The 26,032-nt window shown below is 71.4% G+C and carries 18 protein-coding genes; 12 read left to right on the forward strand and 6 right to left on the reverse strand.

From position 1 onward, the window contains the following. Positions 1 to 26 precede the first annotated feature (26 nt). From Apa02nite_RS15285 to Apa02nite_RS15295, 3 genes are all read left to right on the forward strand, one after another. A complete protein-coding gene (locus Apa02nite_RS15285; RefSeq protein ID WP_203825584.1) occupies positions 27 to 956 on the forward strand; it encodes an ABC transporter ATP-binding protein in 930 nt (309 codons plus the stop codon). Position 957: 1 nt separating this feature from the next. Then, positions 958 to 1,668 carry an ABC transporter permease gene (locus Apa02nite_RS15290; RefSeq protein ID WP_203825526.1) on the forward strand — a complete coding sequence of 237 codons (711 nt, stop codon included), beginning with the start codon at positions 958 to 960 and terminating at the stop codon, positions 1,666 to 1,668. A 262-nt stretch (positions 1,669 to 1,930) separates the two neighbouring features. Next, on the forward strand, positions 1,931 to 2,665 hold the full coding sequence (locus tag Apa02nite_RS15295) for an ATP-binding protein (RefSeq protein WP_203825527.1): 735 nt from the start codon (positions 1,931 to 1,933) through the stop codon (positions 2,663 to 2,665). A gap of 53 nt (positions 2,666 to 2,718) precedes the next feature. Here the strand turns inward: Apa02nite_RS15295 and ppc are convergent, their stop codons facing one another. The 5 genes from ppc to Apa02nite_RS15320 form a co-directional block, all read right to left on the reverse strand. Then, positions 2,719 to 5,517: a phosphoenolpyruvate carboxylase gene (gene ppc, locus Apa02nite_RS15300; protein WP_203825528.1), complete on the reverse strand. Its 2,799-nt coding sequence runs from the start codon at positions 5,515 to 5,517 to the stop codon at positions 2,719 to 2,721. A 125-nt stretch (positions 5,518 to 5,642) separates the two neighbouring features. Next, positions 5,643 to 6,662, reverse strand: coding sequence for a glycoside hydrolase family 6 protein (locus Apa02nite_RS15305; protein WP_203825529.1), 1,020 nt, complete (start codon positions 6,660 to 6,662; stop codon positions 5,643 to 5,645). A gap of 4 nt (positions 6,663 to 6,666) precedes the next feature. Beyond that, on the reverse strand, positions 6,667 to 8,616 hold the full coding sequence (gene glxA, locus Apa02nite_RS15310) for a radical copper oxidase GlxA (protein ID WP_203825530.1): 1,950 nt from the start codon (positions 8,614 to 8,616) through the stop codon (positions 6,667 to 6,669). Continuing rightward, the gene (locus tag Apa02nite_RS15315; RefSeq protein ID WP_239164328.1) at positions 8,613 to 10,421 is read right to left on the reverse strand and encodes a glycosyltransferase family 2 protein; all 1,809 of its coding nucleotides are present in this window, start codon (positions 10,419 to 10,421) and stop codon (positions 8,613 to 8,615) included. Before Apa02nite_RS15315 ends, glxA begins: the two co-directional genes overlap by 4 nt. Further along, complete coding sequence (locus tag Apa02nite_RS15320) at positions 10,421 to 12,253, reverse strand: enoyl-CoA hydratase-related protein (RefSeq protein WP_203825531.1); 1,833 nt, start codon at positions 12,251 to 12,253, stop codon at positions 10,421 to 10,423. The genes Apa02nite_RS15315 and Apa02nite_RS15320 overlap by 1 nt, the downstream gene beginning before the upstream one ends. A gap of 196 nt (positions 12,254 to 12,449) precedes the next feature. On the opposite strand from Apa02nite_RS15320, the gene mfd reads away from it, so the two are divergent. From mfd to Apa02nite_RS15340, 4 genes are all read left to right on the forward strand, one after another. Further along, positions 12,450 to 16,064: a transcription-repair coupling factor gene (mfd, locus tag Apa02nite_RS15325; RefSeq protein ID WP_203825532.1), complete on the forward strand. Its 3,615-nt coding sequence runs from the start codon at positions 12,450 to 12,452 to the stop codon at positions 16,062 to 16,064. Between the two features lie 100 nt (positions 16,065 to 16,164). Then, entirely contained in the window at positions 16,165 to 16,887 is a 723-nt protein-coding gene (locus tag Apa02nite_RS15330; protein ID WP_203825533.1) for a hypothetical protein, read from the forward strand. 11 nt (positions 16,888 to 16,898) lie between these two features. After that, positions 16,899 to 17,858, forward strand: a complete 960-nt coding sequence (locus Apa02nite_RS15335; protein WP_203825534.1) for a nucleoside triphosphate pyrophosphohydrolase — start codon at positions 16,899 to 16,901, stop codon at positions 17,856 to 17,858. A 10-nt stretch (positions 17,859 to 17,868) separates the two neighbouring features. Continuing rightward, entirely contained in the window at positions 17,869 to 19,485 is a 1,617-nt protein-coding gene (locus tag Apa02nite_RS15340) for a DUF885 domain-containing protein (protein WP_203825535.1), read from the forward strand. A 1,713-nt stretch (positions 19,486 to 21,198) separates the two neighbouring features. Here the strand turns inward: Apa02nite_RS15340 and Apa02nite_RS15345 are convergent. Then, positions 21,199 to 21,828 carry a hypothetical protein gene (locus tag Apa02nite_RS15345; protein ID WP_203825536.1) on the reverse strand — a complete coding sequence of 210 codons (630 nt, stop codon included), beginning with the start codon at positions 21,826 to 21,828 and terminating at the stop codon, positions 21,199 to 21,201. A gap of 173 nt (positions 21,829 to 22,001) precedes the next feature. Here Apa02nite_RS15345 and eno point away from each other — a divergent pair, with 173 nt between their 5' ends. From eno to Apa02nite_RS15370, 5 genes are all read left to right on the forward strand, one after another. After that, positions 22,002 to 23,285: a phosphopyruvate hydratase gene (eno, locus tag Apa02nite_RS15350; RefSeq protein ID WP_067688688.1), complete on the forward strand. Its 1,284-nt coding sequence runs from the start codon at positions 22,002 to 22,004 to the stop codon at positions 23,283 to 23,285. Between the two features lie 122 nt (positions 23,286 to 23,407). Next, positions 23,408 to 24,004 (forward strand): FtsB family cell division protein, encoded by a 597-nt coding sequence (locus Apa02nite_RS15355; protein WP_067688695.1) that lies wholly within the window; start codon positions 23,408 to 23,410, stop codon positions 24,002 to 24,004. After that, positions 24,004 to 24,519: a DUF501 domain-containing protein gene (locus tag Apa02nite_RS15360; protein ID WP_203825537.1), complete on the forward strand. Its 516-nt coding sequence runs from the start codon at positions 24,004 to 24,006 to the stop codon at positions 24,517 to 24,519. Before Apa02nite_RS15355 ends, Apa02nite_RS15360 begins: the two co-directional genes overlap by 1 nt. Continuing rightward, positions 24,513 to 25,007 carry an amino-acid N-acetyltransferase gene (locus tag Apa02nite_RS15365; protein WP_083971180.1) on the forward strand — a complete coding sequence of 165 codons (495 nt, stop codon included), beginning with the start codon at positions 24,513 to 24,515 and terminating at the stop codon, positions 25,005 to 25,007. Before Apa02nite_RS15360 ends, Apa02nite_RS15365 begins: the two co-directional genes overlap by 7 nt. Continuing rightward, complete coding sequence (locus tag Apa02nite_RS15370; RefSeq protein WP_203825538.1) at positions 25,004 to 25,915, forward strand: Ppx/GppA phosphatase family protein; 912 nt, start codon at positions 25,004 to 25,006, stop codon at positions 25,913 to 25,915. The genes Apa02nite_RS15365 and Apa02nite_RS15370 overlap by 4 nt, the downstream gene beginning before the upstream one ends. The last annotated feature ends 117 nt before the right edge of the window (positions 25,916 to 26,032 follow it).

Consider the following 26,032-nt stretch of genomic DNA (forward strand, 5'->3'; position numbering starts at 1 on the left):
CACAGACCCAGCCCACCGCGCCTGCCCTGCCGGCCGATACCGCGCCCGGCGTGGTCGACCTGCAGAACGTCTCCCGCTGGTACGGCAACGTCGTCGCGGTCAACGACATCTCGATGTCGCTGGGCGCCGGGGTGACCGGCCTGCTCGGCCCGAACGGCGCCGGCAAGACCACGGTGCTGCACATGATGGCCGGCTTCCTCGCCCCGTCCAAGGGCACGGTCACCATCGACGGCAAGCCCACCTGGCGCAACCCGGCCGTCTACCGTGACCTCGGCCTGGTCACCGAGCGCGAGGCGGTGCACGCCTTCCTCACCGCCGAGCAGTTCGTGCTGGCCTGCGCGAAGATGCAGAAGCTGAAGGACCCGGCCGGAGCCACCCGCCGCGCGCTGGAGCTGGTCGAGATGACCGACGCCGCGCACCGCCGGATCGGCACGTTCTCCAAGGGCATGCGGCAGCGCACCCGGGTCGCCGCCGCGCTGGTGCACGAGCCGCGGGTGCTGCTGCTCGACGAGCCGTTCAACGGCATGGACCCGCGTCAGCGGATGCACATGATGGAGCTGCTCCACTCGCTCGGCGACAACGGGCACACCATCCTGTTCAGCTCGCACATCCTGGAGGAGGTCGAGCAGGTCTCCGGTCTGGTCCAGGTGATCGTCGCGGGCCGCCTCGCCGCCTCCGGCGACTTCCGCAAGATCCGCCGCCTGATGACCACCCGGCCGCACGTGTTCGCGGTGCGCAGCTCCGACGACCGGCGCCTGGCGGTCGCGCTGATCGCCGAGTCGTCGGTGGCCGGCATCGAGATCGAGAACGGCGGGCTCACGGTCCGCGCCTCGGACTACGGCGACTTCACCCGCGCTCTGCCCCGTATCGCCCTCGACCAGGGAATCCGCCTGCACCAGCTGGTGCCGTCGGACGAGTCCCTGGAGAGCGTCTTCTCCTACCTGCTGGAGGCCTGAGATGTCGACCGTCGCCATGATCACGGCGCGCGGCCTCTTCGGCCGGCGCCGGGCGCTCATGCTCCTGCCGCTACCCCTGCTGCTGATCGGTCTGGCGGCGATCTGCCGGGCGTACGACCTGGACCCCTCCCAGTGGGGCACCGCGGTCATCACCGGCCTCGGCTTCGCCGTGGTGCTGCCGGTGATCGCCCTGATCGTCGGCACCGGGGTGCTCGGCTCCGAGGTCGACGACGGCACGCTGGTGCACATCCTGACCAAGCCGCTGGCCCGCCGCGACATCATCCTGGCGAAGTTCGTGGTCGCCGTGGTCGCCACCGCCGTCACCACGTCGATCCCGCTCTTCGTGGCCGGCCTGCTGGCCGGCTCGGCGAAGCTCGGTGTCGCCCTGGCGCTCGCCGCGGTGGCCGGCTCGTTCGCCTACACCGCGTTCTTCCTGATGCTCAGCCTGCTCACCCGTCGCCCGGTGCTGCTCGGCCTGGTCTACATCCTGATCTGGGAGGGCCTGCTGGGCCGCTGGGTGAGCGGCACCCGGGTGCTCTCCATCGAGCAGTACGTCATCTCGATCGCCGCCAAGCTCGAACCGACCACCCTGCTCGACCCCAAGGTCGGCGTCATGACCGCGGTGGTGATGAGCGTGCTGTTCGTGGTGGTGTGCACGGTGATCGCCATCAACCGCCTGGGCTCCTTCAGCCTGGCCGGCGAGACCAGCTGACCCAGGTTCGACGATGCCCCGCACCAACAGTGAAAGCTGTTGGTGCGGGGTATTTCTGTGTGGCACACCGTACCCTCTGTGTGGCACGCAATCTCGGCGCGTATCCGGGTCGCGGACGGCGACCGGAAACTGACCGACTACGAGGTCGCCGTGCTCCTCGCGAACCGCAGGGAGCCGAGATATGACGTCGCCCCGGTGCCGGCGGCAGCCCTTGACGACCTCGACCCCGATTGCCGAATGCATCCGGGTGCTGAAGCGGAACATGCGCCGACGGAGCATCGTCTCCGGGACCTTCCGGGTCGACGAGTGGGAGTACCCCGAGGAGGTGCTCCGGGAAGCCTTGGTCAACGCGCTCGTCCACCGCGACTACTCGGAGAACGCGCGTGGCATGCAGGTGCAGGTCGAGATGTATCCGGACAGGTTGGTGATCCGGAATCCGGGCGGCCTCTACGGGCCGGTCGAGGTCGGTTCGCTCGGCGTGAGCACCGTCACCTCCTCGCGTAACCGGGCACTTCTCAAGATCCTTGAGGACACTCCGTACGGGGACGGGCAGATGGTCTGTGAGAACCGGGGCACGGGGATCGCCCGGATGCTGGTCGTGCTGGGCGAGGCGGGGATGGAACCACCCCGGTTCAGCGACGACATCTCGTCCTTCAGCGTCGAGTTCCCCAATCACACTCTTCTCGACGAGGAAGCGCTCGGCTGGCTGGCGTCTCTCGGCCTGCGCCCGCTGTCGAGATCGCAGATGACGGCGCTCGTCATGATGCGTAACGGCGCGGTCCTGACCAACAGCGGTTACCGCGCCTCGACCGGGGTCCGGGACAGCCGTTCGGCGACTCGTGACCTCAAGGAACTCGTGGATGCCGGCGTGGTCGAGCAGGCGGGGACACGGGGCTCGACGACGTATCAGGTCGCGAGCCCGGTGCAGGCACCCGTGGTCCTGACCGCGAACGAGGAAGGGATCCTGGCCGCCCTCTGGGGCATCGTCCCGCGGTGAAACGGACGAGCCCGGAAACCGTGAGGTCTCCGGGCTCGCTCGGCAGTGCGGGATCAGCCGGTGTTGCGCATGCCGGCGGCGATGCCGTTCACCGTGGTCAGCAGGGCACGCTCCAGCGCCGTCGAATCCGACGGGCCGCGCCGCACGCCGGGCGCGGCCGGTAGCTGGCGGGCCGTCTCGCCCAGGTCGCGGTACTGGCGCAGCAGCGCCACCTGCAGGTGGTGCAGCGGCTCCAGGTACGTGTCCCGGACGCCCAGCGTGCGGGACAGCTCGGGCTGGTTGGAGAGCAGTGCCGTCCCGCCGGTGATGGCCAGGACCTCGCGGACGGTCCGGTCGTACTCCGCCTCGATGGTGGCGAAGATCGGGTGGAGGTTCTCCGGCACCAGCGTCTCGACGTAGCGTCGGGCGATCGACAGGTCGGTCTTGGCCAGCATCATCTCGACGTTCGAGAGGAACGTGCGGAAGAACTGCCAGTGCTCGTGCATGGCGTCCAGTTCGGAGCCGAGACCTGCCTCGCGGACCGCGGCCAGGCCGGTGCCGACGCCGAACCAGCCGGGCACGATCTGCCGGGTCTGCGTCCAGCCGAACACCCACGGGATGGCCCGCAGGCCGCCCAGCCCGGCGTCCGCGTTCGGCCGCTTGGCCGGTCGGGAGCCGATGTTCAGGGCGCCGAGCAGCTCGGTCGGGGTGGCCGCCCAGAAGTACGCGGGCAGGTCCGGGTTCTCGACCAGCTGCCGGTACGCCGTGAACGCCGCGTCCGAGGCGGTGTCCATGGTGGCGTCCCAGACCTCGAGCCGGACCGGGTCGACCGAGAGCGTGGTGTGCAGCAGGGTGGCCTGCAGCACCGCGGCGACGGTCAGTTCCAGGTTCTCCCGGGCCAGGGCCGGCACGGTGTACTTGTCCGAGATGACCTCGCCCTGCTCGGTCACCTTGATCGCGCCGTCCAGCGTGCCGTACGGCTGGGCCAGGATCGCCTCGTGGGTGGGGCCGCCACCGCGCCCGACGGTGCCGCCCCGGCCGTGGAACAGCCGCAGCCGCACACCGTGCCGCGCGGCCACGTCACGCAGCGAGCGCTGCGCCTTGTGGATCCGCCACTGGCTGGTGGTGATACCGGCCTCCTTGTTGGAGTCCGAATATCCGAGCATGACTTCCTGCAGGTCGCCGCGGGCCCGGACGATCTCCCGGTAGGCCGGCAGGGACAGCATCTCGTCGAGCAGGTCACCGCCGGCGTCCAGCTCGGCCGGGGTCTCCAGGAGCGGCACGATGCCGACCCGGGCCCGCCCGGTCTGGATGTCGATCAGGCCGGCCTCGCGGGCCAGCACGGCCGCGGCGAGCACGTCGTCGACGCCGAGGGTCATCGAGATGATGTACGACTCGATGACGTCCGCCCCGAACCGGTCCTGTGACTCCCGGATCGTGTGGAACACGTCGAACGTCTTGCGCGCCGAGTCGGTCAGCGGGGTGTCCGCGCTGGACAGCGGCCGCCGGCCGGTCAACTCGGTGGCGAGCAGCTTGGTGCGCTCGGTCCGGTCCAGGGTGTCGTAGTCGTCGATCTCGCCGACCTGGGCGTACATCTGCTGGAGCACCTCGTGGTGCTTCTCGGCGTGCTCGCGCACGTCGAGCGTGGCCAGCTGCAGGCCGAACGCGGACGCCTGCCGGATCGCGGTGGACACCACGCCGAGCGCGGACAGCTGACCGGAGTTGCGGGCCAGCGAGGCGCGCATCAGCTCCAGGTCGGCGATCAGCTCTTCGCTGCCCAGGTAGTCGCGGCCGGCCACGTGCGGGGTGTCGCGCTGCAGCCGGGTCCGGGTGTTCGTCAGCTTCGCCTTGATCGCCCGGACCTTCAGGCGGTACGGCTCCTCGGCGTTGACCCGGCGGAACCGGTCGGCGACCTCGGGCAGGCTGTCCAGGTCCTGCGCGAGGCTGGCGGAGAGGTCGAGGGACACCCCGCGCAGCCGGCGGGAGACGGACAGCTCGTCGATCAGCTTGTCCATCGCCTTCTCGGCGGACTGGATGCCGTGCTCGTGCTGGATCAGCAGCACGTCGCGGGTGACCTTCGGGGTGACGAACGGGTTGCCGTCCCGGTCGCCGCCGATCCAGGTGCCGAACGTGAGCGGGCGGAACGTCGGCGCGGTCTCCACGCCCAGCCGGCGCAGCGTCTCGGCCAGGTCGTCGAGCACCTGCGGTGCGGCCTCGGCGTACAGGTCCTTGAGGTAGTAGACCGCGTTGCGGGCCTCGTCGGTCGGGTCCGGCCGGTCCAGGCGCAGCTCGTCGGTCTGCCAGAGCAGGTCGATCAGCTCGGCCAGGCGCTTGGTGGAGACCGTGGTGTCGGTGTCGCCGAACAGCGCGGCGGCGGCCGACTCGGCGTCCAGCGAGTCGGCGACCTGACGCAGCTTCGACAGGATCGACCGGCGGGCGGCCTCGGTCGGGTGCGCGGTGAAGACCGGACGGACCGCGAGCCGGCGGGCGGCCGAGGCGATCTCGTCGGCCGGCACACCCTGCTCGGCGATCCGCTTGGCGGCCTGGTCCAGCCAGCCACCCTCTTTGGCGCGGCGGCGGCGCAGATCGCGGGCGCGGTGCACCTGCTCGGTGATGTTGGCCAGGTGGAAGTAGGTGGAGAACGCTCGGGCCAGCTTGGTCCCGGTGGTGATGTCCATGGCGCCGAGCCGTGCGGCGGCGGCCGGGACATCCTGTCGGACCAGCGCGCGGATCTCCTCGACCAGGTCGAGCAGCGGCCGGCCCTCTTGACGGGCCAGCGTCTGGCCGAGCAATGTGCCGATCCGACGGATATCGGCACGTAGCTCAGCGTCGGGCCCATCCCGCTCGTCGAGATGGGCAGCCTGCTCTGTCATCGGGGCGCTCCTTCACTCGGATGGCTCCAGGACGGCGCTGTCCCGACTTCGCCGATCGTATCGGCGTACCCCGGCGCGGGGGTGAATTGAGTCAAGAGTCTCACGGTCGTTCAGGCGACCGCCGGTCACCTGGCCAGACCGAGTGCGTAGCTCGGGTACCACTGACCTGCGGGGGGAGCTCCGCCGCCGCAGGCGCCGTCGGATTCCCCGGGACGTTTCACCCATAGGTACGCATCGGCCAGCGTATTTCCGGTCCGCATCGTGGGCGGGTGGCCGAGCCGTCGGCCGGGCGGGTTGCACCAGTGCCGGTCACCGGCGCCACGGCGGGCCGGTCCGTTGCCATTGCGACTGGTATCGATCACGAAGTGCGCTCCGCCGAGCAGCTTGGAGAGCTCCATTCCGTACCCCATGTTGTCGGTCGTCGTCTCGAAATTGGCGACGTTGAGCGCAAAACCTCGCGCCCGGGTCGCGCCTGCGCGCCGCAGTGCCGGCGCCATCCGGGCGGCCGGGACCCAGGTCGGGTTGCCGGCGTCGAGGTAGATCCGTACGCCGGGCAGCGCGCGCAGCGTGTCGATCGCGCCGGCCAGCAGGGTGAGGCGTTCGGCGGCCCGCTGCGGCCCGAGGCACCCGGTCAGCGCGTGCGCCACGGCGTCCGGTTCGAGGATCACCAGGGCGTGGTGCCCACGCAGGGCCGCGGCCATCGAGGAGACCCATTTCCGGTACGACGGAGCGTCCGCGGCGCCGCCCGCCGAGTGCCCGGCGCAATCCCGGTGCGGGATGTTGTAGAGCACCAGCACGGGCAGCCGCCGTGCCCGGGCCGCTGCGGTGACCAGCTGTCGCGCCCGGCCGACGGTGGCCGCCCGGGAGTCGGTGAACCAACTCGCCACCGGACGTGCGGCGATCCGGCGCACCAGGGCCGCCTCCACGGTGCGCCCGGCCCGCCGCAATGTCCGCAGGTGATCAGCGGCCGCGCCGGTCGGGTCGACGTAGAGCACCGATGCGTCCAGCGGCGCGGCCTCCGGAACCCGGACCGGCGGCATCGGATCGCGGTCGCGCAGCAGGGTCACCGCGGCCGTGGCAAGCACCACCGCGGTGACCAGCGTGCAGTTGCGCAGCCGGCCGGTCTTGTAGAGGTGCCGGGCCATCGGCTCAGCGCACCCGGACCCAGCGGCCGGCCGACGGCACGCCCGCGGCGTCGACCAGGAAGAGCATGTACCAGCCGGAGGGCACCAACCCGGTGCCGTCGGGCACGCCGACGTCGACGCCACCGTCCGCCGGCCGCACGGTCAGCGCGACCGAACGCTGATCGGTGTCGGTCACGTGGGTGACCGAGCTGGGGCGCAGCAGCCGGGCCGAGGTGATCCGGGCGGCGTCCGGGGTGGTGAACCGGGCGGTGGCGCCGCGGGACACCTCGGCCGGCCCGCCGGTGATCGCCGGGCGGGCGCCGCGGAACAGGTACGGCGGGCTGTAGATCTCGATCCGCTGCTCGAACGTGCCGGCGTTCTTCCCGGTCTCGTCGTAGAGCGGGTCGCTGCCCAGGGTGATCACCCGGCCGTCCGGGAGCAGGATGCCCTCGGAGTGGTAGTTGCGGCCGACCGTCGACTCGGCGGCGGTGGTGAACGCGTTGCGCCGCGGGTCGTAGAACTGCGCGTTGTACAGGTCGCTGCGGTGCTCGCCGTGGTACTCGCCGCCCCGGTAGCCGGACGAGCCACCGGTGGTGAAGACCGTGTCGTCCGGCATCACCACTGTGGACAGGTAGCGGGCCGGCTTCGGCAGGTCCGGCCCGGGCCGGTACTCGGGCTTCGCGGCGGACAGGTCGACCACGTCGGTGCGCGCCGTGGACACCTCCGACTCGCCGACGCCGCCACCGCCGAGGATCATCACCTTCTGGTCCTGTGCCGGCGGGAGCAGCACCGACGAGCTGGTCTCGTTGAGCTGCGGGTCACGCAGCCCGGGCACCGGGCGGAACGCGTTGCGCCCCAGGTCCCAGACGCCCGGGGTACGCCCCTCGGTGTCCGAGCCGTAGCCCGCGTTCGAGCCGGAGTAGAAGATCCGGCCGTCGGCCATCAGGTGCAGGCCCGGGTAGGTGGGGAAGTAGCGCTTCCAGCGCGGCTCGGCGGTCCACTTCTTCTGCTGGTGGTGGTACCGCTCGTTGCGGCCGGGCAGCACCCGGCCGAACTGGTCCAGGCCGGAGACCGCGAGCACGTCACCGTCGGGCAGCCCGACCAGGGTCGGGTACCAGCGGTGGTCGGTCAGGTCGCCGGTACGCACGTACTTCTCGGTGACCGGGTCGAACTCGTACGAGGTGCGGTCGCCGCCGTACTCCTGCTTCTCCCGGGTGATCTTGTCGGAGACGCCGTACAGGTTGCGGGCGTCCGGGCCGGACAGGCCGGCCACCGTGTACTGGGCCGGGGCCTTGACGACCGCGCCGTCACCCTTGCGGACGGCGTCCACCCAGACCTCGGCCTGACCGGCGAACACGGCGACGTGCTGCCCGTGCGTGACCTTGCGGGCGGCCGGGACGGTCAGCTTGCTGCGGGTGCGGTATTCGAGGCCGGTCGCCGAGAGCAGCTTGGTGCCCTTGACCAGGACCCGGGGGCCGCCGTCCGGTGACTCGTTCTTGATCTTCATGACTCCGGCGGCGTGCTCGACGTCCTTCTCCAGCACCTCGTACGACTTGGTGCCGCCGGCGATCAGCAGCTTGCCGTCGGGCAGGAAGGTGTGCCCGGCGCAGAACACGTCGGTCGGCGTGTGCACCTCGGTGAACTCGTCGGTGGCCGGGTCGTAGAGCACGGTCCGGAACGACTTGGCCTCGAACTCGTCCCGGTTGTTCCCGCTGCCCGCGACGATCAGCACCTTGCCGGTGTGCAGCAGGGCCGCGTGGATCGCGTTGACCCGGAAGTCGCGAGGGACCGGCAGACGCGACCAGTGCCCGTAGTCCTCTTTGTACGACTGCCGGTTGATCTGGAACTCGTGCACGGCGTGCGCGCCGGCCGCCACCATCGGGCGGTTGGCCAGCGCCACGCCCGCGGTGACCAGCAACGCGGCCAGCACGCTCAGCAACCGGCGGACGAGCGTGGGACGATTGCGCGGCTTCATGCGCCGGTTTCCTTCCGGGAGCGGGCCCGGCCGGTCAGCCAGAGCACGACAGGGGTGAGACAGATCAGCAGGTTGAGGGCGGGCCAGAGGTACATGGCCGGGTCGACGTGGTCGACGAACGGTGAGATCACCAGCAGGGCGGTGTAGAACGCGGCCCAGCGCAGCCCGGGACCGAACGTGGCGAGCCGGTCCGGGCTCGTCGAGTCGCCCTTCGGGGTGACCACAAAACCGGCGCCGCGACGCAGCAGCGCGCCGATCATCGAGGAGACGTAGACCGGGGTGCACAGCGTGGACGCCAGCATCCCGCGCAGGCCGGTCGAGCCGGACTCCTCGTGCGGGCTGACGTTGTGCCGCCGGTTGAACAGGTAGAGCCCGACCTGGAAGAGCGCGGCGTCCACATAGAGCATCAGCCAGACCTGCTGCGGCACCGGCACACCCTTGGCGCCGAGCAGCAGGAAGCAGGTGGCGTTGACCGCGCCCAGCAGCCAGGCCACCGCGGTCAGCGGGTAGTACGACATCAGCAGCGCGTAGTGCATCGCCCGGCCCGCACCGAGGCGCCGGATCAGGCCGAGGAACCGGCGGGCCACCACCTCGTCGGTGCCCCGCGACCAGCGGTGCTGCTGGGTGAAGAAGTCGGTCCACGAGGACGGCCCCTCGCCGACCGCGAGGACGTCCGGTGTGTAGACCGAGCGCCAGCGCTGCCCGGTCGCGGCGTTCTTCGCGGCGTGCACGGCCAGGCTCGTCGCCATGTCCTCGGTGATCGAGTCCTGCAGCCCGCCGATGCTCTTGAGCGCCGCGATCCGTACCGCGTTGTTCGTGCCGACCAGCATGGCGATGCCGCGCCGGTTGCCGGCCCGCTGCAGCAGCGAGTGGAACAGGTACTGCTGCGACTCGGCCCAGCGGGTGATCCGGTTGTCGTAGTTGCCGTACACCTGCGGGCCGACCACGAACGCCACGTCCGGGTCCCGGAAGTAGCCGAGCAGCCGCTCGCAGAAGTTCGGCAGCGGCACGTGGTCCGGGTCCACCGAGACGAACACGTCGTACGCGTCGCCGTGCGCGTCCAACCACGAGTTGTAGTTGCCGTGCTTGGTCTTGGCCTTGAACGCGCCGCTCCCGGTGTTCCACCGCTCCACGCCCTTGCGGCTGAAGTGGCGAATGCCCCGCCGCTGGCACATCAGCTTGACCCGCGGGTCGTCGCCCTCGTCGAGCAGCCAGACCTCGTAGTGGCCGTCGTAGCGGACCTTCCGGGCCGCGCGCAGGGTCTTCTCCACCATCTCGATCGGCTCCTTGCCGGGCACGATGGTGGTCAGGAACGCGATCCGCATGCCGGTGTCCGGCACGACCGGTTGCGGATCACGGGCCCAGAGCGTGGCCAGGCACAGCGTCACGACGTTGACCAGCCGGAACAGCTCGATCACGGTGGTCGCCGCGATCATGCTGCAGGTGGCCGCGAAGAGCACCGGGCGCAGCCGGGGGTCGGGGATCGCGATCGAGGCGACCAGCCAGCCGAGGAACGAGCTCTCGAAGGCGAACGCGAACAGGGTGATCAGCAGGGTGCGTACCGGCCGGCGCGGCGACATCCGGTGCATCCGGACCCGGTACGGCTCGTCGCCCTCCGGCGGCGGGTCGGCGGGCCCGGCCAGCACGCTGTAGGCGCTGTAGTTGTACCGGGACATGACGAGCGTCGAACCGGCCGCGGCGGCGTTCATCGGCGCACGCCCGGGCCGGGTCCGCTGGCCGGGGATGTCGGACGTGTCGTGGGCAGGCTGGGATGCCCCGGGATCCGGGGTGTGCAGGAGGCTCATCAGACGGCGGTGGGCACCGCTGGGCGGACCGACGGGTGTTCCGGACCGGGACTGATCGGCCCTCCGGCGGCTGGCGCGACACTGATCGGACCGGAAGTGATCGGGCCGCCGGCGGCCGGGGCGGCGTTGACCGGGCGGGAGGCCCGGGCGACCGGTGCCGGCCCGCTGTTGCCGGCCAGCAGCAGACGCCGGGGTGTGCCGACCGGCGCGGCCTTGTGGACGAACGCGCGCCGGGCGGCGGCGAAACCGGACCGGTCGGTGTAGAGGTCCCGGCTCATCTCGGCGAGCTCGCGGGTCTCGTACACATCGAGCGGAATGCGTTCGGCGGCGAGCCGCCGGGCCTTCGCGGCCCGTCGCTTCCGCCCGGTCCGCGCGTCGGCGTGCCGCTCGGCGAGCAGGGTCAACCACTGGGCGTACGCCTCGGGATGCCGCGGGCCGACCTCGTCGACCAGGCCGATCCGGACCGCCTGCGCGGTGCTCACCGGCAGCTTGTCCTCGATCAGCCGCTGGGCGCGGTCCGCGCCGACCCGCCGGGGCAGCGTGAACGTGTGCAGCTCGGAGCCGTACAGGCCGACGTCGTAGTACGGGTTCAGCACGATCCCGTCCCGGGCCGCGACCACGTCCGCGCCCAGCCCGAGCATCACCCCGCCGGCGCCGGCGTTGCCGGTGTACGCGGCCACCACCAGCTGCTTCGTACAGGTGATGATCTCCCGGCAGAGCGCGTTGATCGCCCGGAGGTTCGCCCAGGCGGTGCCGGCCGGGTCCGGGGCGCTCTCGATCACGTTGAGGTGGATGCCGTTGCTGAACGCGTCGATCCCGCCGCGCAGCACCAGCACCCGGGTGTCCTGGGCGGTCGCGTGCCGCAGCGCGGTCAGCAGCCGCCGGCAGTGCCCGGGCGCCATCGCGCCGTTGTAGAAGTCGAAGTGCAGCCAGCCGATCGCGCCGGTGCGCCGGTACCGGACCTGCCGGTACGCGTGCGGCGACTCCGGGTCCAGGTGCGCGTCGACCGGCGAGTTCGGCACACCGCGCAGCCGCTCGCCGAGCGCCGTGGTGGCCGGCGCCTTGATCCCGCCCTCGGTGGCCGGCCGCAGGTGACCCAGCCACACGCTGCCGTCCCCGGTGGCGACGAGCACGGCGCCCTGACGGCGGCCGAGCAGCGTGCCGGGGCGGGCGCCACGGGCGGGCGCCGGATGGGCGTCGTAGGCGTACGAGGGAAGGCCACCGACCTCGGTGCGGACTCCCGGTGAGCCGTCCGCGGCCCGGACCCGCCGCACGATCACCTCGGTCGGCGCGCTCCAGTCGAAGGCCCGCTCGGTCTGCCGCAGCAGCGGCCGCGCGGGCGTGCTCTCGGCCGGTACCGGGGTGAACGCCGGGTCGGCGGCCTTGCCCACCACCTCGAGCGCGCACTCCAGCGCGGCGTCCGAGACCGGGCCGGCGTAGAGCGACGACTTGCGCGGCGGCGCGGCCGGCAGCGGGAACGTGCGGGTGGCCCAGATCGGCCCGGCGTCGAACTCCTCGACCGCCTGCAGCGCGGTGACGCCCCAGACCCGCGCACCGTCCTGGATGGCCCGGTCGAGGGCGGACGGCCCGCGGTCGCCGACCGGCCCGGGGTGCAGGATCACGGTGCGCACCCGCTGCCAGACGGCGGCCGGCACCCGGTGGGTGAGGTACGGGCAGAGGATCAGCTCGGGGTCGGCGGCGCGCACCCCGTCGACGACGCTCCGATCGTCACCCGCAAGCAGGACGCCGACCTGGTGACCGGCGTCCCGCAGGGCGCACCAGAGCCGCTGACTCACGCTGTTGAACGCGCTGACGAGCAGCAGGATTCGCAAGTTTGTGCCCTCCCCGGCCTTGCTGGGCGTATGCCCGGGGCACTCTGCCCGCCGCCCCGCACGGCATGTCGGACATGCGGTCCGATAAGGCGCACGCGGCCCGGATGTGTCAGCGGGTCGGACTAAGCTGTGCGGTACACCCCCGCCCCTTCAGGCGACCGGGGTCGTTCGTCGTGCCCTCTGGGGGAAATCCACCATGCAACTCGCCGGACTGATCCCGGCCGCCCTGCGCGACCGTGGCCTCGCCCGAGCCCGTGACCTGGCCTTGAAGGGCTTCGTCGACTCAGACTCGCTCGATCTCACCGCGCCGGTCTCGCTGCGTCCGTTCGTGGTCGCGGCCGTCGCCGGGCGTGCCGAGAACGGTGGCGCCCAGCGCCCGGTGCTCGCGGTCACCGCGACGTCCCGCGAGGCGGACGACCTGGCCGACGCGCTCGGCTGCCTGCTCGAGCCGGACCGGGTGACGGTCTACCCGTCCTGGGAGACGCTGCCGCACGAGCGGCTGTCACCCCGATCGGACACCGTCGGGCGCCGGCTGGCCGTGCTGCGCCGGCTCGCCCACCCCGGTGAGCAGCCGCTGCAGGTGGTCGTCGCGCCGGTGCGGTCGCTGCTGCAGCCGCAGCTCAAGGGCCTCGGCGACCTGGAGCCGGTGGAGCTGGTCACCAAGCGGGAGGCCGAGCTCGAGGCGGTCGCGCGGCGACTGTCCGACATGGCGTACGCCCGGGTCGACCTGGTCACCAAGCGCGGTGAGTTCGCGGTCCGCGGCGGCATCCTGGACGTGTTCCCGCCCACCGACGAGCACCCGTCCCGGGTCGAGTTCTGGGGCGACGAGGTGGAGGAGATCCGCACCTTCGCGGTCGCCGACCAGCGGACCATCGAGCAGGTCGAGCGGCTGTGGGCGCCGCCGTGCCGGGAGCTGCTGCTGACGCCGGAGGTCCGGGTCCGGGCCGCCCAGCTGGCCGCCGAGCACCCGGAGATCGGCGAGATCCTGGACAAGCTGGCCGAGGGCATCCCGGTCGAGGGGATGGAGTCGCTCGCGCCGGCGCTGCTCGACGGCACCGACAGCATGGAACTGCTGCTGGACTGCATGCCGGCCGGCACCCACGTGCTGCTCTGCGACCCGGAGCGGATCCGGACCCGGGCGCACGACCTCACCCGTACGTCGGATGAGTTCCTCGAAGCGTCCTGGGCCGCGGCCGCCGTCGGCGGTCAGGCGCCGATCGACGTGGGCGCCGCCGCCTTCCACAGCCTCGCCGACATCCGTGCGCACGCCGCCGTCCTCAAGCAGCCGTGGTGGACGGTGTCGCCGTTCGGCCTGGCCGCGCCGGAGCCGGCCGCGTCGGACACCCCGTGGCTCGCCGAACCGGAGGTGGAGGTCGCGCCGGACGCCGGTGACGCCGTCGCGCTGGCCGCCCAGTCGGTGCCGCTCTACCACGGTGACACCGCCAAGCTGGCCGGCGACCTGGCCGGCTGGGCCGCCGACGGCTGGGCCATCGCCCTGATCTTCGAGGGCAAGGGGACCGCGCAGCGCGCCGCCGAGCTGCTGCGCGACGCGGGCCTCGGCGTCACCCCGGTCGACGCGATCGAGAAGCCGATCGCCGGCGGTCAGCTCCTGATCACCTGCGGCGGGCTGAACCACGGCTTCGTCGACGAGGCCTCCCGGCTCGCGGTGATCACCGGCAACGACATCTCCGGCGGCCGGGGCGCGTCCACCAAGGACATGCGCAAGCTGCCGGCCCGGCGGCGCAACACCATCGACCCGCTGGAGCTCAAGACCGGCGACTTCGTGGTGCACGAGCAGCACGGCATCGGGCGGTATGTCGAGCTGGTGCAGCGCGCGGTCAACGGCGCCGAGCGCGAATACCTGGTGCTGGAGTACGCCGCCTCCAAGCGCGGCCAGCCCGGCGACCGGCTCTACGTGCCCACCGACCAGCTCGACCAGCTGTCCCGCTACGTCGGCGGCGAGTCGCCCACGCTGCACAAGATGGGCGGGGCCGACTGGCAGAAGAGCAAGGCGCGGGCCAAGAAGGCGGTCCGCGAGATCGCCGCGCAGCTGATCCAGCTGTACGCCGCCCGGCAGGCCTCCCAGGGCCACTCGTTCGGGCCGGACACGCCGTGGCAGCGCGAGCTGGAGGACGCGTTCCCGTACACCGAGACGCCCGACCAGATGGCCGCGATCATCGAGGTCAAGCACGACATGGAGCTGCAGGTCCCGATGGACAGGCTGATCTGCGGCGACGTCGGGTACGGCAAGACCGAGATCGCGGTGCGCGCCGCGTTCAAGGCGGTGCAGGACGGCAAGCAGGTGGCCGTGCTGGTGCCCACCACGCTGCTCGCCCAGCAGCACTTCAACACGTTCACCGAGCGGATGAGCCAGTTCCCGGTGCAGATCAAGCAGCTGTCCCGGTTCCAGACGCCGAAGGAGGCCACGCTCGCGCTGCAGCAGGCCGCCGAGGGCACCGCGGACATCGTGATCGGCACGCACCGGCTGCTGGCGAAGTCCACCAAGTTCAAGAACCTCGGCCTGATCATCGTGGACGAGGAGCAGCGGTTCGGCGTCGAGCACAAGGAGCAGCTCAAGGCGCTGCGCGCGTCGGTGGACGTGCTGACCATGTCGGCCACCCCGATCCCGCGGACCCTGGAGATGGCGATCACCGGCATCCGGGAGATGTCCACGATCGCCACCCCGCCGGAGGAGCGGCACCCGGTCCTGACCTATGTCGGTGCACAGGACGACAAGCAGGTGGCCGCGTCCATCCACCGCGAGCTGCTCCGCGACGGCCAGGTGTTCTACCTGCACAACCGGGTCGAGTCGATCGACCGGGCGGCGCGCCGGCTGCGTGAGCTGGTGCCCGAGGCGCGGATCGCGGTGGCGCACGGCCAGATGAGCGAGGAGCAGCTGGAGAAGGTGATGGTCGGCTTCTGGGAGAAGGAGTTCGACGTCCTGGTCTGCACCACGATCGTCGAGTCCGGCATCGACATCCCGAACGCCAACACCCTGATCGTCGAGCGGGCCGACCTGCTCGGCCTGTCCCAGCTGCACCAGATCCGCGGCCGGGTCGGCCGGGGCCGGGAGCGGGCGTACGCGTACTTCCTGTACCCGCGGGAGAAGCCGCTCACCGAGCACGCCCACGAGCGGCTGGCCACCATCGCCCAGCACACCGAGCTCGGCGCCGGCATGTACGTCGCGATGAAGGACCTGGAGATCCGTGGCGCCGGCAACCTGCTCGGCGGCGAGCAGTCCGGGCACATCGAGGGCGTCGGCTTCGACCTCTACGTGCGGATGGTCGGCGAGGCGGTCAGCGCGTTCAAGGGCGAGCGCCCCGACGAGGAGGCGCCCGAAGTCAAGATCGACCTCCCGATCGACGCGCACCTGCCCACCGACTACATCTCGGTCGAGCGGCTGCGCCTGGAGATGTACCGCAAGCTCGCCGAGGCCCGCGACGACGCGCGGCTGGAGGAGGTCATCGCCGAGATGACCGACCGGTACGGCGATCCGACCGCCCCGGTGGTCAACCTGATCGCGGTGGCCCGGTTCCGGCAGCTGGCCCGGGCGTACGGGCTGACCGACGTGTCGATGCAGGGCAAGCACATCCGGTTCTCCCCGCTCAGCCTGCTCGACTCGAAGCAGATGCGGCTCAAGCGCTACCACCCCGACTCGGTCTACAAGACGGTGAACGATCAGGTGAGCGTCCCGCGCCCGTCCACCCGCCGGGTCGGCGGCGAGCCGCTGCGCGACCAGGCCCTGCTCGAGTGGTGCGGCCAGCTGCTCAAGGACGTGCTGGGCGAGGTGCCGGCCCCGGTCAAGGTCTGACGTCCGACGCCACCCCGTCCCGCCGGGCGGGGTGGCGACGTAGGTCACATTTACTCGTGAGAGAGTGTGGACCATGCAGCGTGCCCGCCGTTTCGCATCCATGGCTGTCGTCGCGTCCCTGGCTCTCGCCGGCCTCTCCGCCTGCCGGTCCGGCCCGGCCGTGGCCGCCTACGTCGGCGACACCCGGATCACCGAGGACCGGGTCGAGCAGATCTGGGCCGACGCGCGGGCCGTGGTGGCCGCCAGCCCGCCGGTGGTCGACCCGGTGACCGGCGCACAGAAGAAGGCGACCCTGCCGATCACCCGGGCCGACGTGGTCGAGGTGCTGGTCGGGCGGGAGTTGCTCAACCGGGTCGCGGCCGAGCAGAACGTGACGGTGCCCTCCGGCATCCCGTACGACAAGGTCGCCACGATCGTCGGCATGTCGGAGAAGGCGGAGTACGTCCACCTCTTCGGCCAGAACCTCACCCTGCAGTACGAGGTCGAAGGCGCGATGACCGGCGTGCCCGAGCTCAGCGACGAGCAGCTGACGACCGTTCTGCAGCGGTTCACCGCGAACGGGACCGTCCCCGCGGACACCACGGTGGCCGTGCTCCGGACCAAGATGCCGGCCCAGCTGACCCAGGCGGTCCAGCTCGGCATCGCGCTGCGCGACCAGATGAGCAACGCCGCCGTGCCGCTGGACATCTCGGTCAGCCCGCGGTACCAGCCGCTGGAGATCAGCACGTTCGACTACCAGAACGACCAGACCTCGCCGTACTTCCCGCTGGTCAGCGTGCCGGTGGGCGACGACACGGCCGTACCGGTCGCCGACTTTTCTTGAGCGAGCAGACCTTGAGCAACCGGATCGTCCTGCTGGTCACGTCGCCCCGGCTGCCGGCCGGGCTGCTGACCGCGGAGGCCTGGGACACCGTCCGATCCGGCCCGGTCTTCGCCGCCGCCGAGTCCGAGCAGGCGACGGCCCTGCGGGTGGCCGGCATCCCGGTCACCGTGCTGGACACCGACGCGCAGGGCCTGCTCGGCGCGATCGGCGCCGCCCCGGTGGCGGTCTGGCTCGCCGGTCCGCAGGGTGACCAGCCGTTCGCCCGGCAACTCGGCCTGCGGCTGGCCCGCGAGCCCGGGCTCGCCGAGCTCGAGCTGATGTACGGCTCCTGGGACCCGCCCGGCGCCCGGCTGCTGGACGCGGTCGCGGTGATGGACCGGCTGGTCTCGCCCGGCGGTGACCCGTGGAAGCGGGCGCAGACTCACCGCACGCTCGCGCCGTATCTGCTCGAGGAGAGCTACGAGGCGTACGACGCGATCGACCGGGACGACCTGGACGAGCTGCGCGAGGAGCTCGGCGACGTGCTGCTGCAGATCGTGCTGCACGCCCGGCTCGCCGAGGAGCTGCCGGACGGCCGGGCCTGGAACGTCGACGACGTGGCCGGGACCCTGGTGGAGAAGATGGTGCGGCGCAACCCGCACGTCTTCGCCGGTGAGCACGTCGAGGACATCGAGGAGATCACCGCCAACTGGGAGCGGATCAAGCGCGAGGAGAAGGAGCGCGAGTCCGTACTGGACGGGGTGGCGCTGAGCCAGCCGGCGCTCGCGCTGGCCGCCAAGGTGCTGCACCGGGTCGAGCGGGGCGCGGTGGACGTGCCCCTGCCGCCCGGTGACGAGCTCGGCCCGGCGCTGTTCCGGCTGGTTGCCGACGCCCGTGCGGCGGGCCTGGATCCGGAGGCTGAGCTGCGGCGGGCCACTTTGGCGTACGCCGAAGCGGTGCGAGCGGCGGAAATTGTCGGACCCGCCGAGTAGTTTTCTCGGCATGCCGGAGTTCGTACCGCTCGCCGAGCGCATCGCCGACGCTCTGCTGGAGAGCGACCCCGTGACCGCCCTCCACGCGGGTGACCACCGTTTCGACAATCGCCTGCCCGACCTCTCCGCGGCGGCCACCGCGAGCCGGGCCGCCATGCTGCGCGACGCGGCCGACGCGCTCAGCGGCATCGACGCCGAGGGGCTCGACTCCCAGGAGCAGGTCGACCACGCGATCCTGTCGGCGCAGGTGGATCGCCGGCTGTTCGAGTTCGCCGAGATCCGCGAGCACGAGTGGAACCCGCTGGCGCACAACCCCGGCCCGCTGCTGCACGCCCTGCTGTCCCGCCCGTTCGCGCCGGCCACCGAGCGGTTGGAGAGCCTGCGCGGCCGGCTCGCCGCGCTGCCGGACGCGCTGGCCACCGCCCGCGCCGTGCTGCGGGACGTGCCACGGATCCACGCCGAGACCGCGGCCGGCCAGTTCACCGGCACGGCCGCGTTGATCCGCGACGAGCTGCCCCGGCTGCTGGCACAGGAGCCCGGCCTGCGCGCGACGGTCGAGCCGGCCGCCGCTGCCGCGCTGGCGGCGCTCGGTGAGTTCGACGGCTGGCTGGGCGGTGTGCTGGAGAGCGGCGAGCCGGGCCGTGACCCCCGGCTCGGCCGCCGCCTGTGGGAGGCGCGCCTCTGGCACACCCTGGACACCGAGCTCTCCGCTTCCGAGGTGCTCACCCGCGCCCGGGCGAATGTCGACCGCGTCTCCGACGAGCTGCGTACCCTCGCCGCCGACCTGGTCGGTGGCAAGGCCGATGACGAGACCGTGCGCCGCGCCCTGGACACCATCGCCGAGCAGCACCCCGACAACACCTCCGTCGTCGGCCTGGCCCGGGCGACGATGGAGGAGGCGACCGCGTTCGTCCGGCGGCACGACATGGTGTCGCTGGTGGACGACCCGTGCGTGATCGAGGAGATGCCGGAGTTCGCCCGCGGCGTCGCGGTGGCCTATTGCGACCCGCCCGGCCCGCTCGAGACCGCCGACGTGCCCACGTTCTACTGCATCGCACCGGCCCCGTCCGGCTGGTCCCCCGAGCGGATCCGCAGTTTCTACCGTGAGTACAACAACGAGATGATCCGCAACCTCACCGTCCACGAGGCGATGCCGGGTCACTTCCTGCAGCTCGCGCACGCGCGCCGGTTCCGTGGCAGCAGCCCGGTCCGCGCGCTCGGCCGGTCCGGCCCGTTCGTCGAGGGCTGGGCGGTCTACGCCGAGGAGATGATGGCCGGTCTCGGCTTCGGCGGCCCCGCGGTCAAGCTCCAGCAGCTCAAGATGCAGCTGCGGATGAGCCTCAACGCGATCATCGACCAGCTGGTGCACTGCGAGGACCTGCCGGAGTCCGAGGCGATGGCCCTGATGACCGGTCGCGGCTTCCAGGAGGAGGGCGAGGCGGCCGGCAAGTGGCGGCGCGCCCTGCTCACCTCGACCCAGCTCTCGACGTATTTCGTCGGCTACACCGAGGTGGCGGGCCTGGCCGCGGCCCGCCCGTTCGGCGCCACCCCGAAAGCCTGGCACGACGCGATGCTCGCGCACGGCTCACCGCCCCCACGCCACCTCCGCACCCTCCTCGGCGTCTGACCCCCGCTTCCACAGCCGGCACCGCCGCGGCCCCCGCGAGACCGGCGACCGCCATACGGCCGTTTAATGGCCACCACGGCCAGCTCGCCGTGCCCGGCTGGTCGTGAGGGCCGTCATGGCGGCCGTTTAATGGCCACCACGGCCAGCTTGCCGTGCCCGGCTGGTCGTGAGGGCCGTCATGGCGGCCGGATTAGGGCCGCCAGGGCCAGCTGGCCGTGCTCCAATGCCACTCAGCTTAAGTTGATCTTGCTGGGGCGTGGGCTGCCCGGAACCGCCCGGCCCGCGAGGCCATCCCGGCCCGAGCAGTGGCGCGGGTGACCGGATACCGGCGAATACCCGGCCGTGCGCTCGCGGCCGGGATGCAACCGACCCGGCCGGATGTAACCGACCCCGGCTGGGGGTGAACACAGTGTCTGCCTGAGGAGCGTCGAGCATGATGATCGCCGTCTGGTCGCCCCTCGATCACCCTGTGGCCGGCGAGGGTGCACGTGCCCGCTCGGGTGCACCTGTCACTGCTGGGCAGGGCGGTGAGAGTCCGCAATGCCAGATCGCGTGCGGCTACCGCCCACCTGGGGGCGGTAGCCGCACGCACCACCCGACCGCGGACCGCCACCGCCCCGAACCCGACCGACCGCGGACCGCCACAGCCCCTTCGGTGCCAAGCGCGGACTTCCACCGCCCCTTCGGCGCCGAGCGCGGACTCCGGCCGCCCCACCGACGCCGAGCGCGGACTTCCACCGCCCCACCGGCATCGATCACCCACGCTGACCGTTACAGCAACACCGAGCGACGGCCCGCAACGACACCCCTAACCCACCTGCACCCGAACACATCGGGAACCACCCCAAGACCGCAGAGCCCCACCGAGATCAAAATAGGCTGAGCGGCATTGGGCCGTGCTCGGCTGGTGCTGGGGGCCGTTATGGCGGCCGTTAAGGGCCGCCAGGGCCAGCTCGCCATGTTCGGCTGGTCGTGAGGGCCGTTATGGCGGCCCGATAAGGGCCGCCGTGACCAGCTCGCTGGGCGGGAGCGTGCTGCTGCTGACGCCCCGGGAGCGCGGGACTCGCGTGGCCGCGGACGTGCCGGGCACGCGTACCCCCCGCAACCCGGAGCGGACCACCGGCCCGGATCGAATACCCACATCCCAGGACGACCTGGCCCGGCTGGGCGGTGAGCGGCGTCGCGGACCACGACCAACCGCCATCCCCGCCTGGCTGCCAACCCCAGCCACCCGCCACCCACCACCCGCCACGTTTGCCGGGTCGCCCGCTTTCCGTCAGCGCCAGCTGCGAGCAGGCAGACCAGGCCCGTGTCGCGCCCTGCAACCACCAGGCAACTGCGAGCGGGGCAGGCGCCAGCCCCGGAAGCGCCCAGCGACCAACCAGCCCCGCATCGTCGCGCACCTGCCCAGCCGCCGGAGCGGCCGTGCCCGCGCTGCCCGCGCTGCCCGCGTTGCCCGCGTTGCCCGCGTTGCCCGCGTTGCCCGCGCTGCCCGCGCTGCCCGCGCTGCCCGCGCTGCCCGCGCTGCCCGCGCTGCCCGGGTGGGGAAGGCGCGAGGCGGGGACTTCGTAACTCCGGACCGGGGCTTATGGCGCTGACCGTGCCCCGCCCCGAGGTGGAAAGCTGGCCGGAGAACGCCCGATGATATTCACGAAATGAGTGCCCGAAAAACGACAACCACCGATTAGCCGGCCGCCGACGAGAATTATGAATTCAGGCGGACTCCGCGGCTTTGGTGCGCATCAGGAGCTGGTATCGCATGACATAACGCCTAATGATCTTCGCGGCCGTCTCGTCCGGGTCGTACAGGGCGACCATCTCCACCGACAGCGGCCCCCGGACCGGCACCTGCTGGCGCATCGCGCTGGCCTTCGTCACCGTCCCGGCCAGCTCGACCAGGTCCGGGCCGAGCTGGACCTGCAGCTGCACGTCGTGACCAGGCCGCACCTCGACGTCGGTGAAGTGGGCCCGCACCGAGCGTTCGCTGATGTCGTGCACCCAGCCGATCACGTCCGGGTGCTCGGACCGGATCATCACGATCGGCTCACCGCCGCCGCCGCGCACGTACAGGCGGTTCTGGGTGATCTGCGGCTCGCCGATCAGGTGCAGTTCGGCCCGGTTCTCCTCGGCCGAGCTCACCGTGGCGGTCGCCAGGTACCGGCCACGGGGCGCGGCGGACCAGCGCAGGACCACGGTGCTACCGATCAGCGGCATCTGGGCGCGGGCGAGCGAGACCGTCACGGCCGCGGGGGAGGCGGCCACGACACGGACGCCGGTGTGGCTTTCGCCCCCGGCCTCCAGCTCGACGCGTGCGCCGTCCTCGGGAAACAGGCTGCTGCTCATAGTGCCCCCTGTTTCGGCAGGCGGGCCCCGGTTGTGAGGCATACCGGGCGGTGAAGTTGACCGGCCGGGCGAACGAGCGGCAGGCGGGCTCGATACGCTCTTCGAGTGTGGTCGGCCCGCAGGGTCGCGGACCGAAACTGTATCCGTACAACCGTTAGGGAGCGACACCACAAATGGCCACCATCGAAGCAATCGTCGCCCGCGAGATCCTGGATTCCCGGGGCAACCCGACCGTCGAGGTCGAGGTCGGCCTGGACGACGGCACGGTCGGCCGCGCGGCGGTTCCCTCCGGCGCCTCCACCGGTGCGTTCGAAGCGCTCGAGCTCCGTGACGGCGACAAGGGCCGCTACCTCGGCAAGGGTGTCGAGAAGGCGGTCGCCAACATCGAAGACAAGATCGCCGACGAGCTGATCGGGTACGAGGCGAGCGAGCAGCGCCTGATCGACCAGAAGATGCTCGACCTGGACGGCACCGACACCAAGTCGGAGCTGGGCGCCAACGCGATCCTGGGTGTCTCGCTGGCCGTCGCCAAGGCTGCCGCGCTCTCCGCCGAGCTCCCGCTGTTCCGTTACCTCGGTGGCCCGAACGCCGCCGTCCTGCCGGTCCCGATGATGAACATCGTGAACGGTGGCGCGCACGCCGACTCCAACGTCGACGTGCAGGAATTCATGATCGCCCCGATCGGCGCCCCGACCTTCCGTGAGGCGCTGCGCACCGGCGCCGAGGTCTACCACGCCCTCAAGTCCGTACTGAAGAAGAAGGGCCTCTCCACCGGCCTCGGTGACGAGGGCGGCTTCGCCCCGAACCTGCCGGCCAACGCGGCCGCGCTGGACCTGATCGCGGAGGCCGTCGAGGCGGCCGGCTTCACCCTGGGCAGCGACATCGTGCTGGCCATGGACGTCGCCGCGACCGAGTTCTACAAGGACGGGTCGTACCTGTTCGAGGGTTCGCCGAAGTCGACCGACGAGATGATCGCGTACTACGCGAAGCTCGCCGCCGACTACCCGATCGTCTCCATCGAGGACCCGCTGGCCGAGGACGACTGGGCCGGCTGGAGCGAGATGACCGCGCAGCTGGGCAGCAAGATCCAGATCGTCGGTGACGACCTGTTCGTCACGAACCCGCAGCGCATCGCCCGCGGCATCGCCGAGTCGGCCGGCAACGCGGTCCTGGTCAAGGTGAACCAGATCGGTTCGCTGACCGAGACCCTGGACGCCGTGGACCTGGCCCACCGGGCCGGTTTCAAGACGATGATGTCGCACCGTTCCGGTGAGACCGAGGACGTCACCATCGCCGACCTGGCGGTGGCGGTCGGCTCCGGCCAGATCAAGACCGGCGCGCCGGCCCGCTCGGACCGGGTCGCCAAGTACAACCAGCTGCTGCGCATCGAGGAGCAGCTGGAAGGCGCCGCCCGGTACGCCGGTGCGGGCGCGTTCCCGCGTTACCGCGTCGCGTAACAGCAGCCCGGCAGATCATGGATTGTGGCACCCGGACACGAACGGGTGCCACAATCCGTGGCAGGCCTCCACGAGTGGGAAGTGGCAGGCCTCCATAAAGCCACGAGCGGGAAGGGGCTGAGATGACACAGCGTCGCATGCCGAGCGGTCAGGGCCCGGCCCGCCGTTCCGGTGCGAGTGGTCGTCCCAGCACGTCCCGCACCCGTGGCACCAGCCCGGTCCGGGTCGAGGCCCGCCCGACGGTCCGGGTGCCCACGTCTCGCACGGCCCGCCCGACCGGCTCCCGGCGTACGTCGCAGTCCGGCGGCCCGGCCGCCAAACGCACCGCGGCGCCGCGTCCTCGCGCGCTGACCAGCCGGGCCACCGTCCTGCTGGCGGTCTTCGTGGTGCTGGCCCTGGCCTACACCTATCCGATCCGGGTGTATCTGCAGCAGGAGTCGCAGATCGCGCAGATGGAGCGGGAACAGACCGAGCAGCGGGCCGACATCGCCGCGACGGCGAAAGAGCTGGAGAAGTGGAAGGACAAGGAGTACATCCGGATCCAGGCGCGCAAGGACCTGTATTACGTGCGCCCCGGTGAGACTCCGCTCCTGGTGATCAACGACCCGGAGGGCGCCGCCCGCGACGCCGATCAGAAAGCCCCGGCGGCCGCCCCGGCCCGCTGGTACGACACGCTGTGGCACAGCGTCCAAGCCGCCAACGCGGAGCCTTCGAACTGATGCAAGCACCAGACCCCGCCGACCTCGACATCGTGGCGGCCCAGCTCGGCCGCCGTCCCCGTGGCACCCGGGCGATCGCGCACCGCTGCCCGTGCGGCAACCCGGACGTGGTGGAGACCGCGCCCCGTCTCGACGACGGCACGCCGTTTCCCACGACCTACTACCTGACGTGTCCGCATGCCACCGCCGCGTGCAGCCGGCTGGAGTCGGCCGGCGTGATGCGCGACATGCAGGAGCGGCTGAGCACCGACCCGGAGCTCGCCGCACACTACGCGCGATCGCATCAGGACTATCTGGACCGCCGCAACGCCATCGAGGAAGTCCCGGAGATCAAGAACTTCTCCGCGGGTGGCATGCCGGACCGGGTGAAGTGCCTGCACGTCCACCTCGGGCACGCGCTCGCCGCGGGCCGCGGGGTGAACCCGTTCGGCGACGAGGTCCGTGACGCGATCGAGCCCTGGTGGTCCGGCGGCCCGTGTATCAAAAAAGACCCGGAAGACCCGGCCCCGTGCTGATCCGCCGCGCCCGGACCGGTGACGTCAAGGCGATCCGGTCCCTGGTCGACACGTACACCACTGATCGGCGTCTGCTCAGCAAGGCCACCGTCACCCTCTACGAGTCGGTCCAGGAGTTCTGGGTCGCGGTCGACGAGGACGACGCGGTGGCCGGCTGCGGCGCGCTGCACGTGATGTGGGAGGACCTGGCCGAGATCCGTACGGTCGCGGTCCACCCGGATCGGCGCGGCCGCAAGATCGGCCACAAGATCGTCGAGGTGCTCCTCGAACAGGCCCGTGAACTCGGCGTCCGCCGGGTCTTCTGCCTCACCTTCGAGACCCACTTCTTCGGCTCGTTCGGGTTCACCGAGATCGACGGGGCCCCGGTGCCGCACCCGGTCTACGAGCAGTTGCTGCGCTCCTACGACGAGGGTGTCGCGGAGTTCCTGGACCTGGAACGAGTCAAGCCGAACACCCTGGGGAACAAGCGAATGCTGTTGCACCTATGAGAGTCGCCGCGATCGACTGCGGCACCAACGCGGTCCGCCTGCTGATCGCCGACGTGGTCGACGACCGGCTGACCGACGTCGTGCGGACCATGGAGATCGTCCGGCTGGGCGAGGGCGTGGACCGCACCGGGATGCTGTCCGCCGCGGCGCTGGAGCGCACCCGCACCGCGCTGGTCCGCTACGCCGCGTTGATCAAAGATTCAAAAGCGGTCAGCGTACGGATGTGTGCCACCTCCGCCTCCCGTGACGCCTCGAACGCGCAGGACTTCCGGGACATGGTCCGCGGCGTGCTCGGCATCGACCCCGAGGTGATCACGGGGGAGCAGGAGGCCGCGCTCTCCTTTCTGGGCGCGGTCAAGGGGCTCGCCGCCCCGGGGCCCTACCTGGTCTTCGACCTGGGTGGCGGCTCGACCGAGTTCGTCACCGGCACGGACACCGTCGAGCAGGCGATCTCGATGGACATCGGCTGTGTCCGGATGACCGAGCGTCACCTGCACAGCGACCCGCCGACCGCGGACGAGCTGGCCGCGACCGAAAAGGACGTCACCGCGGCGGTGGACATCGCCCTGGCGGCGGTGCCCGGCCGGGCGGCGCGCACGCTCGTCGGGCTGGCCGGCACGGTCACCACGGTCGCGGCCCTGGCCCACGAGCTGCCCGAATACGACTCGGAGCGCATCCACCACAGCGAGATCAGCCGGGACGCGGTCACCCGGGTAACCGCGGAGCTGCTGGCGATGACCGTCGAGCAGCGGCTGGCGCTGCCGGTGATGCACCCGGGCCGGGCCGACGTGATCGGGGCCGGTGCCTTGATCATGCGGGTCATCATGGAGCGTTCCGGGCACGATTCGGTGATCGCCTCCGAGCATGACATCCTCGACGGGATCGCCTTCGGCCTGGCCGCCGGCTGACCACAACCCCATCAATCGGTTAACAACGCCCGGTATTGGCTAGGCCGTACCGGTGCCTGACGCTGCCTGAACGGCCGACAGTTACTGGCGTTTCGGCCGGATTTCGCCACCCCGTTG

Source organism: Actinoplanes palleronii, from assembly GCF_016862315.1.
GTDB classification, from domain to species: Bacteria; Actinomycetota; Actinomycetes; order Mycobacteriales; family Micromonosporaceae; genus Actinoplanes; species Actinoplanes palleronii.